Source organism: Adlercreutzia sp. CNCM I-6216 (assembly GCF_977113345.1).
Map to the genome: position 1 here is coordinate 371,971 of NZ_CDSBIE010000001.1, position 17,259 is coordinate 389,229.

Genomic DNA, 17,259 nt, shown 5'->3' on the forward strand with positions numbered 1-17,259 from the left:
CCTAGCCGATCCAGTCGGTGCCGATGATCACCAAAACGTTGGTGTCGAAGGTGTAGAAGTCGCCGCCGTTCACCACCCGCCCCGCGGACAGGTCGCTCACGATGGCCTTGGCGGCGATTTCGAAGGCCTCGTCCTTGTAGATGACGAGCGTCTCGGGGTACACCGTGCCGTCGTCCACGTTGCCGACGGATTTCACGTCGTAGCCCGCCGAGGTCAGAAGCTCGCCGCAGCGGGCCGCCGCTCCCTGAATGCCGCTGCCGTTGCGCACCTCCACGGTGACGAGGCTGCGATCGACATTGGCAAGGTTGCCCTCGAAGCTCTCCGGCGAGTTGCCCGCATTCACCGCCTCCATCATCGCGGCGAGATCCTCGTCGGACACCTCGTAGGTTTCCTCGCCCTCGTCGGAAGTCGTAAGGCGCCCGGGAACCACGGCAGCATACACCGTCGCTTCCGTGAGGGGGCTGAGAGCATCGCCCAAGGAAATGAGCTGGCCGCTCGTCCAGTCCGTGGAGACGAAGGGCGCGCCGTCGGCTATCACGCTCGGGAAGGAAAGGCCCTCGCCCGAGGTGGCGCGCTCGGCCAGGTTCACCGTGAACAGGGCCCGCATCTTCGCCTGCGTTCCCATTGCATCGCTGTAGTTGGCCGCCCTCAGAAGCGTGAGCGCCTGGGCGCCGTCGAGCGTCTGGGCTCCGGCGGCCAGCACATGGATACCGGCCCGAGGGTCGTCCACCTCCTCGGACAGCTCCACGGGCACGCCCCCCACCAGATCGACCAGGGAGGCGAGACCCTCGGCATCGGTGGACGCGAAGTGGGCGAACTGAACCCCGAGCAGCGACCCGGCGGCCCGGAGAAGCTCAGCGTCGCCGCCCACCGACGCGGCGTCGCGCAGGGCGTGGCGCTCGCCGTCGGAAAGCTCCACGGACACCGAGGGCGGCAGCGAGATGAACGTAAGCGTGCGGGCGCTCTCGTCGATGCGCACGGCGAGGTAGGCCTCGTCAGACGCGGAGGGAGCCGCCGTGTTCTTGGCGAGATCGGCGGCGAGCAGCGCGTAATAGGGCGCGCCCTCCTCGGGAGCCGCCAGCGCCTCTTTGGCGTTCGAGTCGCCCAAGGACAGCTGAGAATCGGACCAGGCGAAGAACGCCGCCGTGCCCGCCACAACGGCCACCACGACTACGAGCAGGGCAACCGCCCCGAAGAAGATCATCTTGCGGCGGCGCCCCTTGGCCTGAATCTCCTCGGCGTAGCTGCGCCGGGCGCGGCGCCGAGCGTAATCGGAGTCGCTCTCGCCGCTCGTGGCGCCCACGTCCACCTGGTCCACCATGCCGCGGTCGGCTCGGCGGCTGCGGCGTCCGTCGGAGAAGTCGACGCGGGCCGGACGGTCGGCGCCGGCAGCGTGCCGCCCCCGAGCGGAGGAGCCGCGCTCCACATGGGAGCCAATCATGGAATCGTTCACGCGTCGGGAGACGCGACGGGTCTGGGAGGCCGAAGGGGCCTTTTTGCCATGCAGTGCCATGGACGCCCCTAGCGGAGAGAATCCGCGGACACGCGACGGATGTCGGCGCCGAGGGAGGCCAGCTTGCCCACGTAGTCCTCATAGCCGCGGTCGATGTGCTCGAGGTGATGCACACTCGTCTCGCCGTCGGCCACGATACCCGCGAGCACGAGGGCCGCGCCCGCCCGCAGATCGGTGGAGGACACGGGCGCCCCCTCCAAATGATCGACGCCGCGCACGATGGCGTGGTGGTCGTCCAACGTCACGTCGGCCCCCATGCGCATGAGCTCGGCGGCGAACATGAAGCGGTTCTCGAAGACGTTCTCCGTGATGACCGACACGTCATCGGCCAGGGCCGCCAGCAGCATGAACTGAGCCTGGAGATCGGTGGGGAACCCGGGGTGCGGCAGCGTCTGGATGTCCACGGAGGACAGGGGCTCCTCGCGGCGCACGGTGATCCAGTCGTCGCCGGTTTCCACATCGCAGCCCATGGCCCGAAGCTTCATGATGGCCATGCGCAAAAAAGCGGGGTCGATGCCGTGCACGGTGAGGGGGCCTCCGGTAAGCGCGCCGCCGGCGAGGAAGGTGCCCGCCTCGATGCGGTCCCCCACCGTCGTATGCTCGCAGGGGTGGAGCGTCGAGAGCGGCACGCCCTCGATCTCGATGAGCGAGGTGCCGGCGCCGGCCACGCGCGCGCCCATGGCGTTGAGCATGTTCGCCAGATCCTCGATCTCGGGCTCGCAGGCGGCGTTCTCGATGGCCGTGTGGCCCTCGGCGGTCACGGCGGCCATGAGCATGTTCTCCGTGGCGCCCACCGAGGGGAACTCGAGGTACACGTGGGTGCCGCGCAGGCCGTTCGGCGTCGTGGCGGCCAGAACGCCGTGATCCACGTCGAACGCAACGCCCAGGGCCTCCAAGCCCACCAGGTGCATGTCGATCTTGCGGGCGCCGATCTGGCAGCCGCCGGGCATGGCCACCCGCGCCTCGCCGAAACGCCCGATGAGCGGCCCCAGCACCGAGATGGAGGCGCGCATCTTCGAGACGAGCTCGTAGGGCGTCTCGCAGCTGTCGACGTCGGCAGTGTTTATGCGCAGGGTATGCCCCTCGCGCACCACGGTGGCGCCCAGACGCGCGAGCACCTCGCTCATAAGTTCGATATCGGAAATGAGCGGCACGTTGTGCAGGATCGTCTCCCCCTGCCCCAGAATGGACGCGGCCATGAGCTTCAAGGCCGAGTTCTTGGCGCCGGAGACGCGCACGTCGCCTTTGAGGGTATGGTTTCCCCGAACGATGATGACTTCCTGGTTCATTTCTAGTCCTTTTGCCGGAACGCCCGAGCGCCCCGCGTCATGCAAATATTCACAAGTGCCCCTATTATAGAAAAAAGCCCGCGCACCCGCGCGGGCTTTCCTCCTTTTGGAAATAAATCCATCCAGTTGCGGCTACTCGCCCAGAGCGAAGCGCACGAAACCGGTGATGGCGATCTTCCCGCCCATCTCCTTGGCGCACTCATCGGCGTACTGGGCCACCGTGAGGTCGGGATTCTTCACGAAGTCCTGCTCGGCGAGGCAGTTCTCCTTGTAGAACTTGTCCATGCGGCCGAGCGCGATCTTCTCCTGGATGGCCTCGGGCTTGCCGGACTCGGCGGCCTGGGCCTTGTAGATCTCCATCTCGTGGGCGGCCACGTCGGCGGGCACGTCCTCGCGGGTGGCGGACACGGGGTTCAGAGCGGCCACCTGCATGGCGATGTCGCGGCCGCACTTCTGGAAGGCGTCGGAGGCCGGATCGATGCCCTCAACGTTGAAGGTCACCAGAACGCCGATCTTGCCGCCGCCGTGGATGTAGGCGGACACGGCCTGGGCGTCCACCACGGCCACGCGGGCCAGCTGCGTGTTCTCGCCCATCACATGGATGCAGTCGGTGACCACGTCCTCGACAGTCTCGCCATCGATGACGGCGGCCTTGAGCGCCTCCACGTCGGCCGGCTTGGCGGCGAGGGCCGCCTTGGCGATCTTCTCGGCGTAGGCCTTGAACTTCTCGTTCATGCCCACGAAGTCGGTCTCGCAGTTCAGCTCGACCACGGCGCCGGTGGTGCACGCATCGTTCACGATGGCCATGACGGTGCCCTCGTTGGTGGCGCGCCCGGCCTTCTTGGCCACGGCGGCGAGACCGCGGGTGCGCAGCACGTCGACGGCCTTCTCCATATCGCCCTCGGCCTCGGCCAGGGCCTTCTTGCACTCCATCATGCCCGCGCCGGTCATCTCGCGGAGCTCCTTCACCATGGAAGCGGTGATGTTAGCCATGAATTCCTCCTTTGGGGAATGAGTATCTTACTGAGTCGGTTACTCGGCGTCAGCGACCACGTCGGCAACGACCTCGGCGCCAGCGCCCTCGGCCACGTCGGCGGCGGCCTCGACGGCCACCTCGGCCACGGCGTCGGCGGCAGCGGCCTCGCCGGCCATCTCGGCGGCGGTCACATCGGCACCGGTGCCGGCGATGACGGCGTCGGCCATGAAGTCGGCGAGCAGGCGCACGGAGCGGATGGCGTCGTCGTTGGCCGGAATGCCGTAATCGACGTCGTCCGGATCGCAGTTGGTGTCGAGCGTGCCCACCACGGGGATGTTCAGACGATGAGCCTCGTGCAGGGCGATGCCCTCGCGGTTGGTGTCGATCACGAAGATAGCGTCGGGCACCTTCTTCATGTTGCGGATGCCGTTGAGGTTGGTCTGCAGCTTCGCGAGCTCCTTGTGCAGCAGGATCTGCTCCTTCTTGGGAAGCAGCGCCATGCGACCGTCGGCATCCATGGCCTCCAGCTCCTCCATGCGCTTCACGCGGGTGCGGATGGTGGCGAAGTTGGTGAGCATACCGCCGAGCCAGCGGGCGTTCACATAGGGCATGCCGCAGCGGTTGGCGGCCTCGGAGACGGCCTCCTGGGCCTGCTTCTTGGTGCCCACGAACAGCACGGTGCCGCCCTTGCGGGTGAGGTTGCTCACGAAGGTGTAGGCGGCATCGAGCCCGTAGAGGGTCTGCTTGAGGTCGATGATGTAGATATCGCCGCGATTGCCGAAGATGTACGGCTTCATCTTCGGGTTCCAGCGGCGGGTCTGATGCCCGAAGTGCGCACCGGCATCGAGCAGCGTGGTAATGCTGACTTTCGTCATGATCACTCCATTCGTTAGTCCTCTGCCCGAGGTCATCCCGCCCCTTCGCAGCCTTTTCCGGTGGCCACTCGCGAAGTTCGGTCGCCCGAGCATGTGTGATAGTTGCCGCTGCCCATCGCACGCCTGCGAAGACAGCCTGTCTAAAATAGCACAATCCCCCGCCAATGCAAGGGATTGCGCAAAGAAAGTACGCGCAATTCAACCCAGTCGCCGGGTGTCCCCGCGCGCAGCAAGAAAATCCTCAGCCGATCAGCGAAGTCCCTCTATGCTGCGCTGCTTCAAGGATGCGAGCAGTGCCGCCCGCTCTCCCGCAGCCGCGAGGCGTCCGCGATGCAGGCTGCGCCCCAAGGCGCGGGCGATCTGCCCCGCCAGCTCATCCAGCGCCGCAAGCGATGACAAATGCTCCGCCGTCGCCGTGAGCACCGTCACCGACTGGGATTCCAGCTGATTGCGCCTGAGCGCGTCGCGGCGCAACTTCTCCTTTTCCGCATGAAAGGCATCACTGTCGTATTCCACCGCTATCTTAGCTTCGGGCCAAAATAGATCGGCCACGCGCACCCGCCCCGTCTCCGCATCGAGAGGCAGCACGCGATTCATCTGCGGCTTGGGAAGCCCGTAACCACCGGCTGTCTTCGGAAGGCACAGCATGAGCGCCAACGCGGTCTCCATGGGAGAGGCGGAGCCGTCGACAGCGTAGCGCACCGCACGGGCCATGGCTCGGCCCGCTTTCGAGCTAGCCGATTGCGCGCTAAACCACTCCATGGCGCGAAGACACGAGACCGGAACTGGTCGGTTGCTGCGCGCGCATTCCTGCACTTCTACCCGACTGAGCAATCCGTCCTCGTTGCGACTCAGCTGAGGCACTTCGGCGAGATCGTAGTAATAGGTGGAGTACAGCTCGCAAATCAGCTCGGCGAGCTTCGGCATCGGAAGCTTGAGGGCCAGTTGGAGCACCGCCAGTTCGGGGCCGGCTATCAGCAGCCCTTCCCCAGGGCCGCGAACGAAGGAGCCCTCCGCAGGCGCGGTGCTGCTCAGGCAGCACGTCAAATCAGCCGCCGACAGACGCGACGCCTTGTTGGGCACCATCACACGGATCGGCGCGTCCACCATGCCGGCACCCTGTTCGAGCACCCTCTCGATCACAGGTTTCGACGGCTTGAACGCCATACCGGATTCCGCAGCTTCTGCGTACGCCAGAGCTTCCTCGTATACAACCCCCAGCCGATCGCTCGCCAGCCACCATGCACGCTCTTCAGTGTCGGGATTCCCCAGCGGAGGACGCAGTTTGGGAATCCGATTTCCCATCTCCAAGCTAACAGTTTCCCCGAAGAACAAACCATAAAAGCGATCGCATGTCCAGCATTGCGCCGCCGTAAGACCCTCGACAATCGTAGCCATTCCTCTCCCCCTTCGCTAAGAAGCCCAGCCGCGCTTCTTAGCCCGCAACAACCGGCATGTAGCACCGGGGCACGACTTCCCGTCGGCAGCACCGGGCCACGACTTCCCGTCGGCAGCGCCCGACACGCAACGATGGGCCATAATCTCCTGTCAGCAACATCCCTGTCAGCAACATCCCTGTCAGCAACATCCCTGTCAGCAACATCCCTGTCAGCAACATCCCTGTCAGCAACATCCGACACGCAACAACGGCCACGACCCCCGATTCGACACATTGGACCCGCAGTACCGGGAGCTCATCGCGGAGCCGAATTTGGAAAATGTGCCAATTTGGTCACTTTCAGCGCGGTCATCAATTTCGCCTTTCAGAAAAACACATTTTCCAACTTCTGCTGACCAAAATATCACATTTTCCAAATCTGCCAAATGCGGATCATATATTGCCTTATTCAATCACCTTGTTGAACTGGTATTATTCCATACCTCTATCTTGACTAGCTCAATCGCGCAACAAAAATACTTGGAAAATGTGCTTTTTTGATCGCCGGGAATCGTGGCACGGCATCCTCGACCGTCCCAACCGCACAACAATCCCGAAACCAAAGCAAACGGGAGCTTGCCGCAAACCGAAGCTCTGGCTTGAACGGAGCCCTGGTTTGCTCACCCGATCTGCTCGCGCTCCCGCATCCTCACCCGATCCGCCCATGCCCGGCCTTCGCGTTCTCGCTTGCGCGCTCCCGTTTGCGCGGCCAGTGCGCCAGATGAAAAAGAGCCCGCGCAAAAGCGGGCTCTCGAGGATCATTGCTCTGGCAAGATAGCCTTACTTGTACTGGCTCTCGTGCTTGCGGAAGAAATCGAAGCGCGGAGGGAGTTCGTGGATGCGGTGGGCGCCGGCATCCGTCTCGATGGCCGGGCAGAGCTCTTCGTTGGAGTCGAAGTCGAAGTTCCAGCTGAAGAAGTCGTTGAAATCGAAGCTCAGGTAGTCGCAGATCTTCTCGCAGCCCACGGGCACGACGGGATGCATGAGCAGGCAGGCCACGCGCAGCAGGTAGAACGAGTCCACAAGCACCTGGCGGCGCGCATCCGCGTCCTCGGACGCCTCGGCGGCCTTGATGCCGTCGGCCCACCACTTGTTCGACCAGCGGATGAACTCGTCGCACACCGACATCACCCGGTGCAGCTCCACCTTGTGCATGCGCTCCTCGTAGTCGAGCAGCGCCTCGAAGGCGCGACGACGCACCTCGGGCGTCACGGCGCCCAAAGGCATGCAGCCGTCGAAGTTCTTCTGCGCCTCGTAGAAGCAGCTGCGGGCGAGGCGGTTGAACACATTGGTGAGCAGCGCCCCCTCCTTGAGCACCGGGTCGGCGTAGCGCGGATCGTCGCGCTTGGCCGGGTCCGGGTCGAAGGGCTTCGGGGAAAAGCCGACGGACTTCTGGTCGAGCCCGAGCGCCAGGAAGTGGGCGCGCAGCTGCTCGGGCGTGTAGTGCTCCAGCAGCTCTTCGCCCGTGGGCGGCTTCACCGCGCCCGACGAGGAGGCCTTCTTTTTCCCGAAGAGCATATGGTGGTTCGCCACGAGCGTGGTCTGGCGCATCTGGGAGTCGGGGCCCTCGGCGAACAGGCCGCCGGGGCGCAGAGCCTCCCACAGCGCCGGCTGGGCCACGCCGTAAAAGTACAGGTTGTCCTGGCCGATGAACTGGTAGACCCGAGCGTCGTCGGAGCACCAGAAGTCGCGCCAGCTCGTGCGCGGCATCCCCTGCTCGTCGTTGATCGTGATGGTGAACGAGATGGGCGCCCACAGCGATTCGGGCCAGCACCACACCGTGAGCCCCTCCACGCCGTCGATGACGGGAGCGCGCACGCCCCATTCGATGTTGCCGGTGATGCGGAAGGGCACGAGCGTCTTCGAGGTGCGGAAGCGCAGGCCTGCCGCGGCCAGCGCGTCGCGGGCCCGATCGCGCTCGCCGATGGAGGCGAACTCTATCTCGAAGGATTGCTTGTTGCCCTCGGCGGGACGGAACTCGTGGGGCGGCAGCTCGGCGGCCATGGCCTCGTACTCTTCCAAGTGCTCGTTCTTCACGAAGATCACGGGCGGCGCCAGAAACTCGGCGATGGCCTTGGTCACCACCGGGCGCACCTCGTCGTCGGCCTCAAGCTCGCGCACGTAGCCCTTCAGGAAGTCCTCGAACCCGGGCAGATCGAAGTACCAGTTCTCCACGGGCCGCATCTCGGGGACGGTGCCCGTGAGCGTGGATACCGGGGCGATGAGGTCCACCGGGGCGTACTGATGTCCCAGATCGCACTCGTCGGCATAGGCGTGCTCCGACTTGCAGCCCTGCACGGGGCAGTGGCCCTGCACCTGGCGGCCGTTCAGGAAGGTGCCGGCCTTAGCGTCGTAGAACTGCAGGGTGGAGTCCAGCTTCAAGTGGCCGCTCTCGTGCAGGCGCTCGATGAACTGGTCGGAGATCATCTGGTGCACGTCGCCCGCGTGCCCGATGCCGCTGCCCTCGTAGATGTCCAGGCTCACCTGGAAGGCCTCGAGGGTCGCCTTCTGGCGCTCGTGGTTGGCGAGCACGTAGTCGGCGATGGTGCCGTCGAACTCGCCGGCCTCCACCAATTTGCGGTAGCCCTCGTTGATGGGGCTGCCGAAGCAGTCGGTACCGGAGACGAAACGGACGTTCTCGGCGCCGATGCGGTCGCGCAGAAAGCGCGCGAAGGCGTCGGCGGGCACGAACACACCGCCGATGTGGCCGAAGTGCAAGGGCTTGTTCCCATAGGGCATGCCCGCCGTCACCACGGCGCGGGCGGGCCACTCGACCCGCTCTCTGCTATTCAAGTCCGACACGGTTCTCCAACTCCTTCAGTGTCCCGGAAACATCCAGCGAATCTTCGGTGCCCATGATATCCAGAAGGCGCGACAAATCGCTCGTGGACGACTGCAGATACACGGTATCAGCATCGGCGATACCGGCCAGCTCGCAGGCCTTCGCCACGGCGGCCTCTTGGGTGCCCAACTCGTCGGCCAGCCCGTTTTCCACGGCGTCCATGCCGGTGAACGTAAGGCCCGTGGCCAGCGCGCGCACGTCTTCCACCGGCATGTCGCGGCCCTCGGCGACGAAGTTGATGAACACCTCGTTGATCTGATCCACCTGATCCTGGTACCAGGCGCGCTCCTCCTCGGTGAGCGGGCGGTTGCCGGCGCCGGAGTCCTTGGCGTCGGCCGAGGTGATGTTCTCGACGGATATACCCAGCTTCTCGTAGAGCCCCGACAGGTCGGTCACCGACATGATGACGCCGATGGAGCCGATGGAGGTCGTCTTGTCCGTGAAAATGTAGTCGGCCTGGGACGAGATCATGTAGGCGGCACTCGCGTTGATGGAGGCGCTCGAGACCACCACGGGCTTGGAGAAGTCGCGGATGTAGGTGCTCATCTCCTCGCCGGCCGTGGCCACGCCTCCGCCGGAGTTCACGCGCAGCACGACCGCCTTGATATGCGGGTTCTGCTCGGCGGCGTCCAACTGGCTTTTAAGCCCCTCGGGGCTTGAGGTGGTGCCGTCGTACTGGATGGTGCCGCTGATGTTGATGATGCCCACGGTGTCTCCGGTAACCGTGTCGGCCCAGGAGGGCGACTCGTAGGAGAAGGCCCCCATGGAACTGGTGAACACCGAGGTGCACGACCCGATGGTGGCCACCCCCAAGATGAGCACCGTCAGCACGGCGGCCAGACCGACGATCCAACCGCGCCGTTTGGGCTGCTGGGCCGGGACGGCCCCAGCCGCGGTGCCGTAGGGAGCCTGGGCCGGCGCCGCGTAGGCGGCAGCCGGCTGCGACTGGGGCTGCGCGGCATAAGCGGCTTGAGACTGGGCGGCATAGGCGGCAGTCGGGCGCGGCTGGGCAGCGGCGTAGCCGTAGGGATTTGCCTGCGCCTGCGGCTGCGGAGCCACCTGATAGGGAGGCTGGGGAGCGGCCTGCTGCGATGGGGCGCCCTGCCCCTGCCCCGCCGACGTGCCGCCCGAGGACGGGGCGCCCTCCTGCGGTGCGCCCCAGGCGGCGTTCTGCCATTGGTTTTGATCGCTCATGATGCCTCTTTCGTCGGGCCGGATTCGTCGGGCTTACAGTTCCATGCCATCGTCCGCACGACCCTGCTGAGCCTGCATCTTCTTCGCCATGCGCAGCAGGAACTCCTGGTTGGAATTGGTCTGCTTCAGCGACTTGATGAGCATGTCCATGGCGCGCTCGGTGGAGTTCGTGTTGGCCAGAATGCGGCGCACGCCCCAGATGAGCGGGGCCTCCTGCGGATCCATGAGCAGCTCCTCCTTGCGGGTGCCCGAGGAGATGGGGTCGATGGCCGGGAAGATGCGGCGATCGGCCAGGTAGCGGTCGAGCTTCAGCTCCATGTTGCCGGTGCCCTTGAACTCCTCGAAGATCACCTCGTCCATCTTCGACCCGGTCTCGATGAGGGCCGAGGCGAGGATGGTGAGCGAGCCGCCGTTCTCGATGTTGCGGGCGGCGCCGAGGAAGCGCTTGGGCGGGTAGAGGGCCGTGGAATCGACGCCGCCGGAGAGGATGCGGCCGCTCGCGGGCTGCGCCAGGTTGTAGGCGCGGGCCAAGCGCGTGATGGAGTCCAGCAGGATGACGACGTCCTTCCCCTGCTCGACCAGGCGCTTGGCGCGCTCGATGACGAGCTCGGCCACCTGGATATGGTTCTCGGAGGGCATGTCGAAGGTGGAGGAGACCACCTCCCCGCGGATGGAGCGTTCCATGTCGGTCGCCTCTTCGGGACGCTCGTCGATGCCCAGGTACATGAGGTGCACGTCCGGGTTGTTCGCCGTGATGGCGGCGGCGATGTCCTTGAGCACGGTGGTCTTGCCGGCCTTGGGCGGCGAGACGATGAGGCCGCGCTGGCCCTTGCCGATGGGGGCCGTCAGATCGATGACGCGGGCCGTGGTGGTGTTCTTCCCGTGCTCCATGAGCAGGCGCTCGTCGGGGAACACCGGCGTGAGGTCGGCGAACTTCGGCCGCAGGGCCATGATCTCGGGGGCCATGCCGTTGACGGCCGACACCTTCTGCAGGGCCGCGAACTTGTCGTTGGGGCGCGCCGGGCGCGTCGTGCCCGTGACCATATCGCCCTTGCGCAGGCCGTTCTTGCGGATGGTGGCGAGTCCCACGTAGATGTCGTTCTCGCCGGGCAGGTAGCCGGAAGTGCGCAAAAAGCCGTAGCCGTCGCCCATGATGTCCAGCACGCCGGTGACCTCGGCGAAGCCCTCGGCCTTGCAGACGGCCTCGTAGATGGCGTCCACCAGCTCGGCCTTCTTCAGGCCCGCGGCATCCACCCCCGCCTCGGCGGCGCGAGCGCGCAGGTCGGCCACCTTGAGCTCTGTCAGCTCCTCCTTGGAGACGGAGGGCTGAGGCTCTCGGTTGCGATTCTCGTGGCGGTTCTTCTTGTTCTTCTTGCCGCCCTGGCTGTTCTGGGCGTTCTGCTTGTTCTGGCTGTTCTTGCCTTGGCCCTGGCCGTTCTGGTTCTGGCCGCTCTGGTTCTGGCGGCGCTCCTCGCGGTCGCGGCGGCGGATCACCGTCGTGGTGGTGCGCTCGCGGCGAGGAGCCTCCTTGGACTCGGGGGCATCGGCGGGCGCGGGCGCCTCGGACGTGCCGGTGCCCGCTGCGGACGCCTCGGCGCCCTCGGGCTCCTTGGCCTGCGGGGCCTTCTCCTCCGCGCCGGCCGTCGGCTCGGATGCCGCCTTACGGGCGCGGGCGCGGCGCGGCTTGGGAGCCTCTTCGGAAGTCTCGGAAGTCGTAGGTGCTGTGTGGGTCGCGGCACCCGTCCCCTCCTCCGCCGCCGGCTCGGGCGTCTTGCGGGCGCGGGTGCGGCGCGGCTTCGGCGCCTCCTCGGCCGTCGGCGCCTCGGTGGCTGCGGGAGATGCGGCCTCGTCGGCGGGCTTGGCCGCAGCACGGCGGCGCGTCGTCTTCTTGGCCGGAGCGGCTGACGCCTCGGCACCTTCGGCAGCCGGTGTCGGTGCCGGCGCCGGGGCCTCTTCTGCCTTCTTGCGGGGACGGCCGCGCTTCGGCTTCTCGGGGGTCGCCTCCGGGGTGGCCGCTTCCGTCGTCATCGTCTCTTGGGTATCGCTCATGCGTTCTGCACTTTCTCCCAGTCCTTGAGGAACGACTCAAGGCCGCGGTCGGTCAGCGGATGCTGCACGCATTTCTTCAGAATGCCGAAGGGAACCGTGGCGATGTCGGCCCCCATGAGAGCGGCCTGGGTCACATGGTTGGCGCTGCGGATAGAGGCGGCGATGATCTCGATCTGCTCGCCGTTCACGGTGTCCTCGGAGAAGTCGTAGTTGCCGATGGCGCGCACGACGTCGTCCAGCTGCGCCAGGCCGTCCTCGGAGATGTCGTCGAAGCGGCCCACGAACGGCGAGATGTAGCGGGCACCGGCGCGAGCGGCCAAAATGGCCTGGGGCACCGTGAAGCACAAGGTCATGTTCACCGGGATGCCCTCGTCGGCCAACGCGCGCGTGGCGGCCAGGCCCTCCACCATGGTGGGGATCTTCACGACGACGTTCGGCGCGATGGCGGCGAGCTCCCGGCCGTCGCGGACGATCTCGTCGCGGGTCATGGCCACCGACTCGGCGGACACCGGGCAATCCGGCCCCACAATGTCGCAGATGCGCTTGATGTGCGCGTGGAAGTCGTCCAGCTTGCCCCCGATGCGCGAGTACAGCGTCGGGTTGGTGGTCACGCCGGCCAAAGCGCCCCAGCTGGCCGCCTCCTCGATCTCGGCGAGGTCGGCCGTGTCCAGAAAGAACTTCACGTTCATCCTCCTTCTTGAGGTTTACAGGCAAAGGAATGGGAATGGCGCTCGAATCGACCGCGGTAAAGCGCACTGCGAACCCGAACCGAGAGAACGTTGAAAATGGGCGATACGGGACTATGGGAAGGAAGTGGGGCGCCATCGCGCCCAAGATTCAGAGCTGGAACCATAGTAGCGCAACCGACCGCGCCGCACAAGAAAAAGCACAGACTGCCCGCGACTCAACTCGGAGGGGAGCCAGTCGGCGTTCCGACGGCATTCCAATTCGCTCAGGCCGTCCGCGCTCACTCCTCTTCTTTGCGAAATTCCAAGTAATCGAGGAAGCGGCGGGTGGCCAAAGGAAGGTGACCGGCGCTGCGATAGGCCACGCCGATGGTGCGGAAGACCGGATCGGACAAGGGCAGCGTGACCACGTTTTGGGACAGGCCCCGCAGCATAAGGCGCGACAGCACGCTCACGCCCATGCCGTACTCCACCATGGAGAGGATGGCCCGATCGTCCCATGAGGTGAAATGCGGGTTCTGCCGCACGCCCCACCGCTCCAGAAACTCTAAAAGCTCGTCGTCGGACTCCGATGCCGGCGAGAGCAGCGGCAGCTCGGCCAGGCGCTCCACGGGAAACACCTCCGCGCTCGCCAACTCATGGTCGCGCGGGAGCACGGCCAGAAACTCGTCCTCCTCCAAGGCCCGCACGACAAGCCGCGCATCGGTGCGCAACGGCAGCATCACGAAGCCGCAGTCCACGGTGCCAGCGGCGATCCACTCCTCGATCTCGGTGTAATCGCTCACCCGCAGCTTGTAGTCGATGCCCGGGTAGTCGGCGTTGAAGCGCTTGATGATGCGCGGGATCCAATGGGCGGCCACGCTCGGGAACACGCCGATGCGGATGAGACCGGTCTCGAGGCCCCGCACCTCGTCCACGGTGGCCTCCAGGGCTCGAAAGCTCTCGCAGAGGGCGCGGGCCTCAGGCAGAAGCCGTGCGCCGTCGCCGGTCAGCACCACGCCCCGGCGGCTCCGCTCGAACAGCGCCACGCCCCAGTCGCGCTCCAAATCGGAGACCATGTGGCTTATGCCCGACTGGGAGTAGGCCAGCGTCTCGGCCGCCTTGGTGAAGCTGCCGGCATCGGCCACCTCCACGAAGGCCTGGTACTTCTGAATGTTGGCGTCCACAGCTCCCTCTTCCCCTCGTTGCTTCGTGCCTCATTGCCTCATATTATGAGAATTTCTCATGTGAACTATGAAATAGTTTCGCTTTTCAAGGGATTTGTCAAGCGCCATAATGCAGCTGCATCAAAAGGAAGGAGGCGGCGCGCTGAGCCTGCGAGCCCCGCGCCCTGCACCGAGAAGGAGAGGCTTGCCATGCGCACGAAGATCGCATCGATGAAGTACCTTCTGTGCTTCATTGCAGCCGTCATGATGTTCGGATCGTCGGGCATCGTTGCCAGCACGCTGCCGCTGTCGGCCTTCGAGGTCTGCCTCATGCGCCTCATTATTGGCGCGCTGTCCATGGGCCTGATCTTCGTCGTCACCCGCCAGCGACTGCCCCGGCACGTCGGCCGTCGCCAGTACCTGTTCGTGGCCCTCTCCGGCGCCTGCCTCGGTCTCGCCATGATGACCATTTTTGCTGCCTACCGCTTGCTCGGCGTGGGCCTCGGCGCCGTTCTGGCCGCCACGGCCCCGGTCATCACCATGGCGCTGTCCCCCCTCCTGTTCAAGGAGCACCTGCGGATTCCCGTGGTGGTCGGGTTCGCCATCGTGGTGGGGGGCCTGCTTTTGCTGAATGCGTCCGCTCTGGAGGGCACGCTGTCGGTTCCCGGCATCCTCATGGGACTCGCCGCGGCCGCCAGCACCGCTGGCATGGTCATCTTCAACAAGCTCGCCCGCGACATCACCGGCATCCCCTGCACCACCATCCAACTCGCCACGGCGGTGGCGGTGGCCCTCGCCGTGGCCGCGGCTGGCGAGGGCTTCGCCTTCATCGGCCGCATCCCCTCAAGCTCGTGGCCCACCGTCATCGCCCTGGGCGCCGTGTTCACCGCCCTGGCCTACTTCCTCTACTACCGGGCCATCGACCAGCTGCCCATGCAGACCGTGTCGGTGTGCGCTTACGCCGAGCCGCTCACGGCCGTGGTGCTGGGGGCGCTCGTGCTCGGCGAGATGATGACGCCCGTGCAGCTCGCCGGTGCCTGCTGCATCATCGGCGGCGCGCTTGTCGGCGAGGCGCGCGTGAAGATGCCGGCTGCCCAGCGACGCCGGATGCGCCGCGCCTACGTGCGCCTCGTGCGCGCCCAGCGTCGCGTCCTGCACCACGCGGCCTAGGCCGCACCCGGCATCACCGAGCCTCGCGGGACAAGCTTTCCAGCTTCTGAGCATTGATCCTTGGACTCATCCACCTAAAACGCCCCTCGCGCCTTTGCTCGACGAGCGCAAAACGCGAGCAACCAGCTACCTCTCCAGCATCGAGCGGTAGAAGCAGGTTCGCTCGCCGGTATGGCAGGCGGGGCCGGCCGGATGCACCAGCGCGAGCAGGGTATCGGCATCGCAGTCGTAGCGCAGATCCGCCAGCTTCTGGGTGTTGCCGCTCGTGGCCCCCTTGTGCCACAGCTCGCGCCGGCTACGGCTCCAGAACACGGTCTCGCCGCGCTCCAACGTGAGCGCCAGCGACTCGGCGCTCATCCATGCCATCATAAGCACCTCGCCCGTGTCGGCGTCCTGCACAATGCAGGGGATGAGCCCCGCCTCGTTGTACTTCAACTCGGGAAGATCCACCTCTCCTCCTAGGGCAGCGTGACGAGCATGACCTTGATGTCGGCCTTGCGGAAGGCCGGGCGCATGTATTCCGGATCGCACAGCTCGGGCAGCACCTGCTGCAACGCGAGGAAGATATCGGCGGAAGGTGCGCGCGAGGCGTCTTCCAGCGCGTAAATCGTGCGCTCCGAGATCCTCATGCCCGTCTTCTCCTCCACCGCGTCGGTGAGCTTCTTGCCTCGCGAGTACCCGTTGGCCAGCCGCGCCGCCTTCAGCAACGTCCCGTAGGCCTCCCAATCGATAACGCTGTTCTCCTTAGCCATTCAAATCTCCTATTGCACTATAGTTCGTAATCTGCTAAAGCGATGGTTGCATTATAGTTCGACTACGATTCAAACGCAAGTTTGTTGCGAAACCACGTTAGCAGTTGACTTTTTATAAATTCAATTCATAATTATCTTACTAAGGAGAGAGCATGACAAAGAGAAGGGATGTCATAAGGTATTTCGAAAATCACGGGTTCTGGTCCGTCGGCGGCACGAAGCACGAGAAGTTCACCAACGGCCGCACAACCATCATGATCAAGAGACACCGAGAAATCGAGGATGAGGTATTCAGGGAGTTGAAGAAGCAGGCAGGCCTTTTATAGAAGATCAGCCAGATGATCAAGGAGCAAGAGATGCAATATACCTATGAATTCGAAATGTGGCGCGGGGAGTTCGCGTGGATTGCTGCACCTTTCGATCTTGTGGGCATCACCCAGGGCGTCGACGTGGAAGATGTCTGCGAGTCGGCGGCCGACCTTTTGAGGGAGCTCGCTCGGGAATACCTGATGCGCGGCGAGACACCGCCCAAGGCAACGTTCGACCACGAGCCCTCTCACGGAGGCGTGAGACTCATCGTGTCCGTCGATGTCACACTGGACGACATCGAGAAAGTGAGCGCTGCTCAGGCGGCGGAACTACTCGGCGTCAGCCGCAGCCGCGTGACGGCTATGCTGCATTCGGGCCTTCTAGAAGGTTGGAAAGACGGCCGCAACACCTGGGTGACCAAAGCCAGCATCGACGCGCGCCTTGCCTCCCGCGCCCCAGCGGGAAGGCCAAAGGCCGGAAAGCGCGAATGACGACTAATGACATTGAGCGTTATGTGCAGAAGCGAAGTAAACGTGATCCCGAGTTCATCCAAGCATGGGAGAATTCTCACTCCAAGCACGAAGCTCTGCGGCAAAAGTCGAACAGCAACAACCTCAACAACACGAGCATCTATCTGAAAGAGGAAACCTCGTCGCATCCCACAACGACTTCCTGCCCATCGACGATCCCCTGGCTGGTTATGCTAAACTTGCACTATGAAGACGCTGGATGAACATACCATTTCCTCTGCCGTTCGTGAGGTGATGCCGCGATACGACATCACCGAAGCCTATCTTTTTGACTCCTATGCTCGCAATGAGGCCGACGAGGAATCAGACGTCGATATTTGCATCGAATGCGGCGACTCCATCACGCTCTTCTCCCTGGGAGGACCCGGCGTTGCTCTGGAGGCTGCCCTCGGTCGCTCCGTGGATGTCGTGTGCGGCAGCAATTCCTTCCACCCGCGCGCTCAACAGCGCTACCTGAAAGACAGAAATCTTCTTTATGCGAAATCCTAAGC

The 17,259-nt window shown here is 64.7% G+C and carries 16 protein-coding genes; 4 read left to right on the plus strand and 12 right to left on the minus strand.

Annotated features, from left to right (window positions below):
* Position 1 precedes the first annotated feature (1 nt).
* The 10 genes from ACYVRU_RS01505 to ACYVRU_RS01550 form a co-directional block, all read right to left on the minus strand.
* The gene (locus ACYVRU_RS01505; protein WP_418686936.1) at positions 2 to 1,513 is read right to left on the minus strand and encodes an LCP family protein; all 1,512 of its coding nucleotides are present in this window, start codon (positions 1,511 to 1,513) and stop codon (positions 2 to 4) included.
* Between the two features lie 8 nt (positions 1,514 to 1,521).
* Positions 1,522 to 2,802: a UDP-N-acetylglucosamine 1-carboxyvinyltransferase gene (gene murA, locus ACYVRU_RS01510; protein WP_022740177.1), complete on the minus strand. Its 1,281-nt coding sequence runs from the start codon at positions 2,800 to 2,802 to the stop codon at positions 1,522 to 1,524.
* A 132-nt stretch (positions 2,803 to 2,934) separates the two neighbouring features.
* Entirely contained in the window at positions 2,935 to 3,795 is an 861-nt protein-coding gene (gene tsf / locus ACYVRU_RS01515) for a translation elongation factor Ts (RefSeq protein ID WP_022740178.1), read from the minus strand.
* Positions 3,796 to 3,834: 39 nt separating this feature from the next.
* On the minus strand, positions 3,835 to 4,653 hold the full coding sequence (gene rpsB / locus ACYVRU_RS01520) for a 30S ribosomal protein S2 (RefSeq protein WP_022740179.1): 819 nt from the start codon (positions 4,651 to 4,653) through the stop codon (positions 3,835 to 3,837).
* 249 nt (positions 4,654 to 4,902) lie between these two features.
* Positions 4,903 to 6,051, minus strand: coding sequence for a hypothetical protein (locus tag ACYVRU_RS01525; RefSeq protein ID WP_461185652.1), 1,149 nt, complete (start codon positions 6,049 to 6,051; stop codon positions 4,903 to 4,905).
* Positions 6,052 to 6,871: 820 nt separating this feature from the next.
* Positions 6,872 to 8,893: a class I tRNA ligase family protein gene (locus ACYVRU_RS01530; protein ID WP_461185653.1), complete on the minus strand. Its 2,022-nt coding sequence runs from the start codon at positions 8,891 to 8,893 to the stop codon at positions 6,872 to 6,874.
* The gene (gene sppA / locus ACYVRU_RS01535; RefSeq protein ID WP_288220459.1) at positions 8,877 to 10,127 is read right to left on the minus strand and encodes a signal peptide peptidase SppA; all 1,251 of its coding nucleotides are present in this window, start codon (positions 10,125 to 10,127) and stop codon (positions 8,877 to 8,879) included. The genes ACYVRU_RS01530 and sppA overlap by 17 nt, the downstream gene beginning before the upstream one ends.
* 33 nt (positions 10,128 to 10,160) lie before the next feature.
* The gene (gene rho / locus ACYVRU_RS01540) at positions 10,161 to 12,176 is read right to left on the minus strand and encodes a transcription termination factor Rho (protein WP_461185654.1); all 2,016 of its coding nucleotides are present in this window, start codon (positions 12,174 to 12,176) and stop codon (positions 10,161 to 10,163) included.
* On the minus strand, positions 12,173 to 12,859 hold the full coding sequence (locus ACYVRU_RS01545) for a transaldolase family protein (protein ID WP_022740185.1): 687 nt from the start codon (positions 12,857 to 12,859) through the stop codon (positions 12,173 to 12,175). Before ACYVRU_RS01545 ends, rho begins: the two co-directional genes overlap by 4 nt.
* A gap of 284 nt (positions 12,860 to 13,143) precedes the next feature.
* Positions 13,144 to 14,028, minus strand: a complete 885-nt coding sequence (locus ACYVRU_RS01550; protein WP_114540491.1) for a LysR family transcriptional regulator — start codon at positions 14,026 to 14,028, stop codon at positions 13,144 to 13,146.
* Between the two features lie 189 nt (positions 14,029 to 14,217).
* Between ACYVRU_RS01550 and ACYVRU_RS01555 the strand changes: the two genes are divergently transcribed.
* Positions 14,218 to 15,177, plus strand: a complete 960-nt coding sequence (locus ACYVRU_RS01555) for a DMT family transporter (protein ID WP_461185655.1) — start codon at positions 14,218 to 14,220, stop codon at positions 15,175 to 15,177.
* 126 nt (positions 15,178 to 15,303) lie between these two features.
* On the opposite strand, the gene hisI is transcribed toward ACYVRU_RS01555, so the two are convergent.
* Both hisI and ACYVRU_RS01565 read right to left on the minus strand, forming a co-directional pair.
* On the minus strand, positions 15,304 to 15,627 hold the full coding sequence (hisI, locus tag ACYVRU_RS01560; protein ID WP_114540493.1) for a phosphoribosyl-AMP cyclohydrolase: 324 nt from the start codon (positions 15,625 to 15,627) through the stop codon (positions 15,304 to 15,306).
* An 8-nt stretch (positions 15,628 to 15,635) separates the two neighbouring features.
* The gene (locus ACYVRU_RS01565; RefSeq protein ID WP_114540494.1) at positions 15,636 to 15,929 is read right to left on the minus strand and encodes a helix-turn-helix domain-containing protein; all 294 of its coding nucleotides are present in this window, start codon (positions 15,927 to 15,929) and stop codon (positions 15,636 to 15,638) included.
* A 152-nt stretch (positions 15,930 to 16,081) separates the two neighbouring features.
* Between ACYVRU_RS01565 and ACYVRU_RS01570 the strand changes: the two genes are divergently transcribed.
* The 3 genes from ACYVRU_RS01570 (at position 16,082) to ACYVRU_RS01580 (ending at position 17,257) form a co-directional block, all read left to right on the plus strand.
* Complete coding sequence (locus ACYVRU_RS01570; protein ID WP_114540495.1) at positions 16,082 to 16,255, plus strand: type II toxin-antitoxin system HicA family toxin; 174 nt, start codon at positions 16,082 to 16,084, stop codon at positions 16,253 to 16,255.
* 30 nt (positions 16,256 to 16,285) lie between these two features.
* A complete protein-coding gene (locus ACYVRU_RS01575) occupies positions 16,286 to 16,729 on the plus strand; it encodes a helix-turn-helix domain-containing protein (protein ID WP_173112611.1) in 444 nt (147 codons plus the stop codon).
* Positions 16,730 to 16,954: 225 nt separating this feature from the next.
* Complete coding sequence (locus ACYVRU_RS01580) at positions 16,955 to 17,257, plus strand: nucleotidyltransferase family protein (RefSeq protein WP_114540497.1); 303 nt, start codon at positions 16,955 to 16,957, stop codon at positions 17,255 to 17,257.
* The last annotated feature ends 2 nt before the right edge of the window (positions 17,258 to 17,259 follow it).

Bases quoted from the DNA above. Each gene is read 5' to 3' on its own strand.
- rho (WP_461185654.1), bottom strand. From the start codon at position 12,176: ATGAGCGATACCCAAGAGACGATGACGACGGAAGCGGCCACCCCGGAG.
- ACYVRU_RS01580 (WP_114540497.1), top strand. From the start codon at position 16,955: ATGAAGACGCTGGATGAACATACCATTTCCTCTGCCGTTCGTGAGGTG.
- rpsB (WP_022740179.1), bottom strand. From the start codon at position 4,653: ATGACGAAAGTCAGCATTACCACGCTGCTCGATGCCGGTGCGCACTTC.
- ACYVRU_RS01575 (WP_173112611.1), top strand. From the start codon at position 16,286: ATGCAATATACCTATGAATTCGAAATGTGGCGCGGGGAGTTCGCGTGG.
- sppA (WP_288220459.1), bottom strand. From the start codon at position 10,127: ATGAGCGATCAAAACCAATGGCAGAACGCCGCCTGGGGCGCACCGCAG.
- ACYVRU_RS01570 (WP_114540495.1), top strand. From the start codon at position 16,082: ATGACAAAGAGAAGGGATGTCATAAGGTATTTCGAAAATCACGGGTTC.
- ACYVRU_RS01555 (WP_461185655.1), top strand. From the start codon at position 14,218: ATGCGCACGAAGATCGCATCGATGAAGTACCTTCTGTGCTTCATTGCA.
- ACYVRU_RS01525 (WP_461185652.1), bottom strand. From the start codon at position 6,051: ATGGCTACGATTGTCGAGGGTCTTACGGCGGCGCAATGCTGGACATGC.
- tsf (WP_022740178.1), bottom strand. From the start codon at position 3,795: ATGGCTAACATCACCGCTTCCATGGTGAAGGAGCTCCGCGAGATGACC.
- ACYVRU_RS01505 (WP_418686936.1), bottom strand. From the start codon at position 1,513: ATGGCACTGCATGGCAAAAAGGCCCCTTCGGCCTCCCAGACCCGTCGC.
- murA (WP_022740177.1), bottom strand. From the start codon at position 2,802: ATGAACCAGGAAGTCATCATCGTTCGGGGAAACCATACCCTCAAAGGC.
- ACYVRU_RS01565 (WP_114540494.1), bottom strand. From the start codon at position 15,929: ATGGCTAAGGAGAACAGCGTTATCGATTGGGAGGCCTACGGGACGTTG.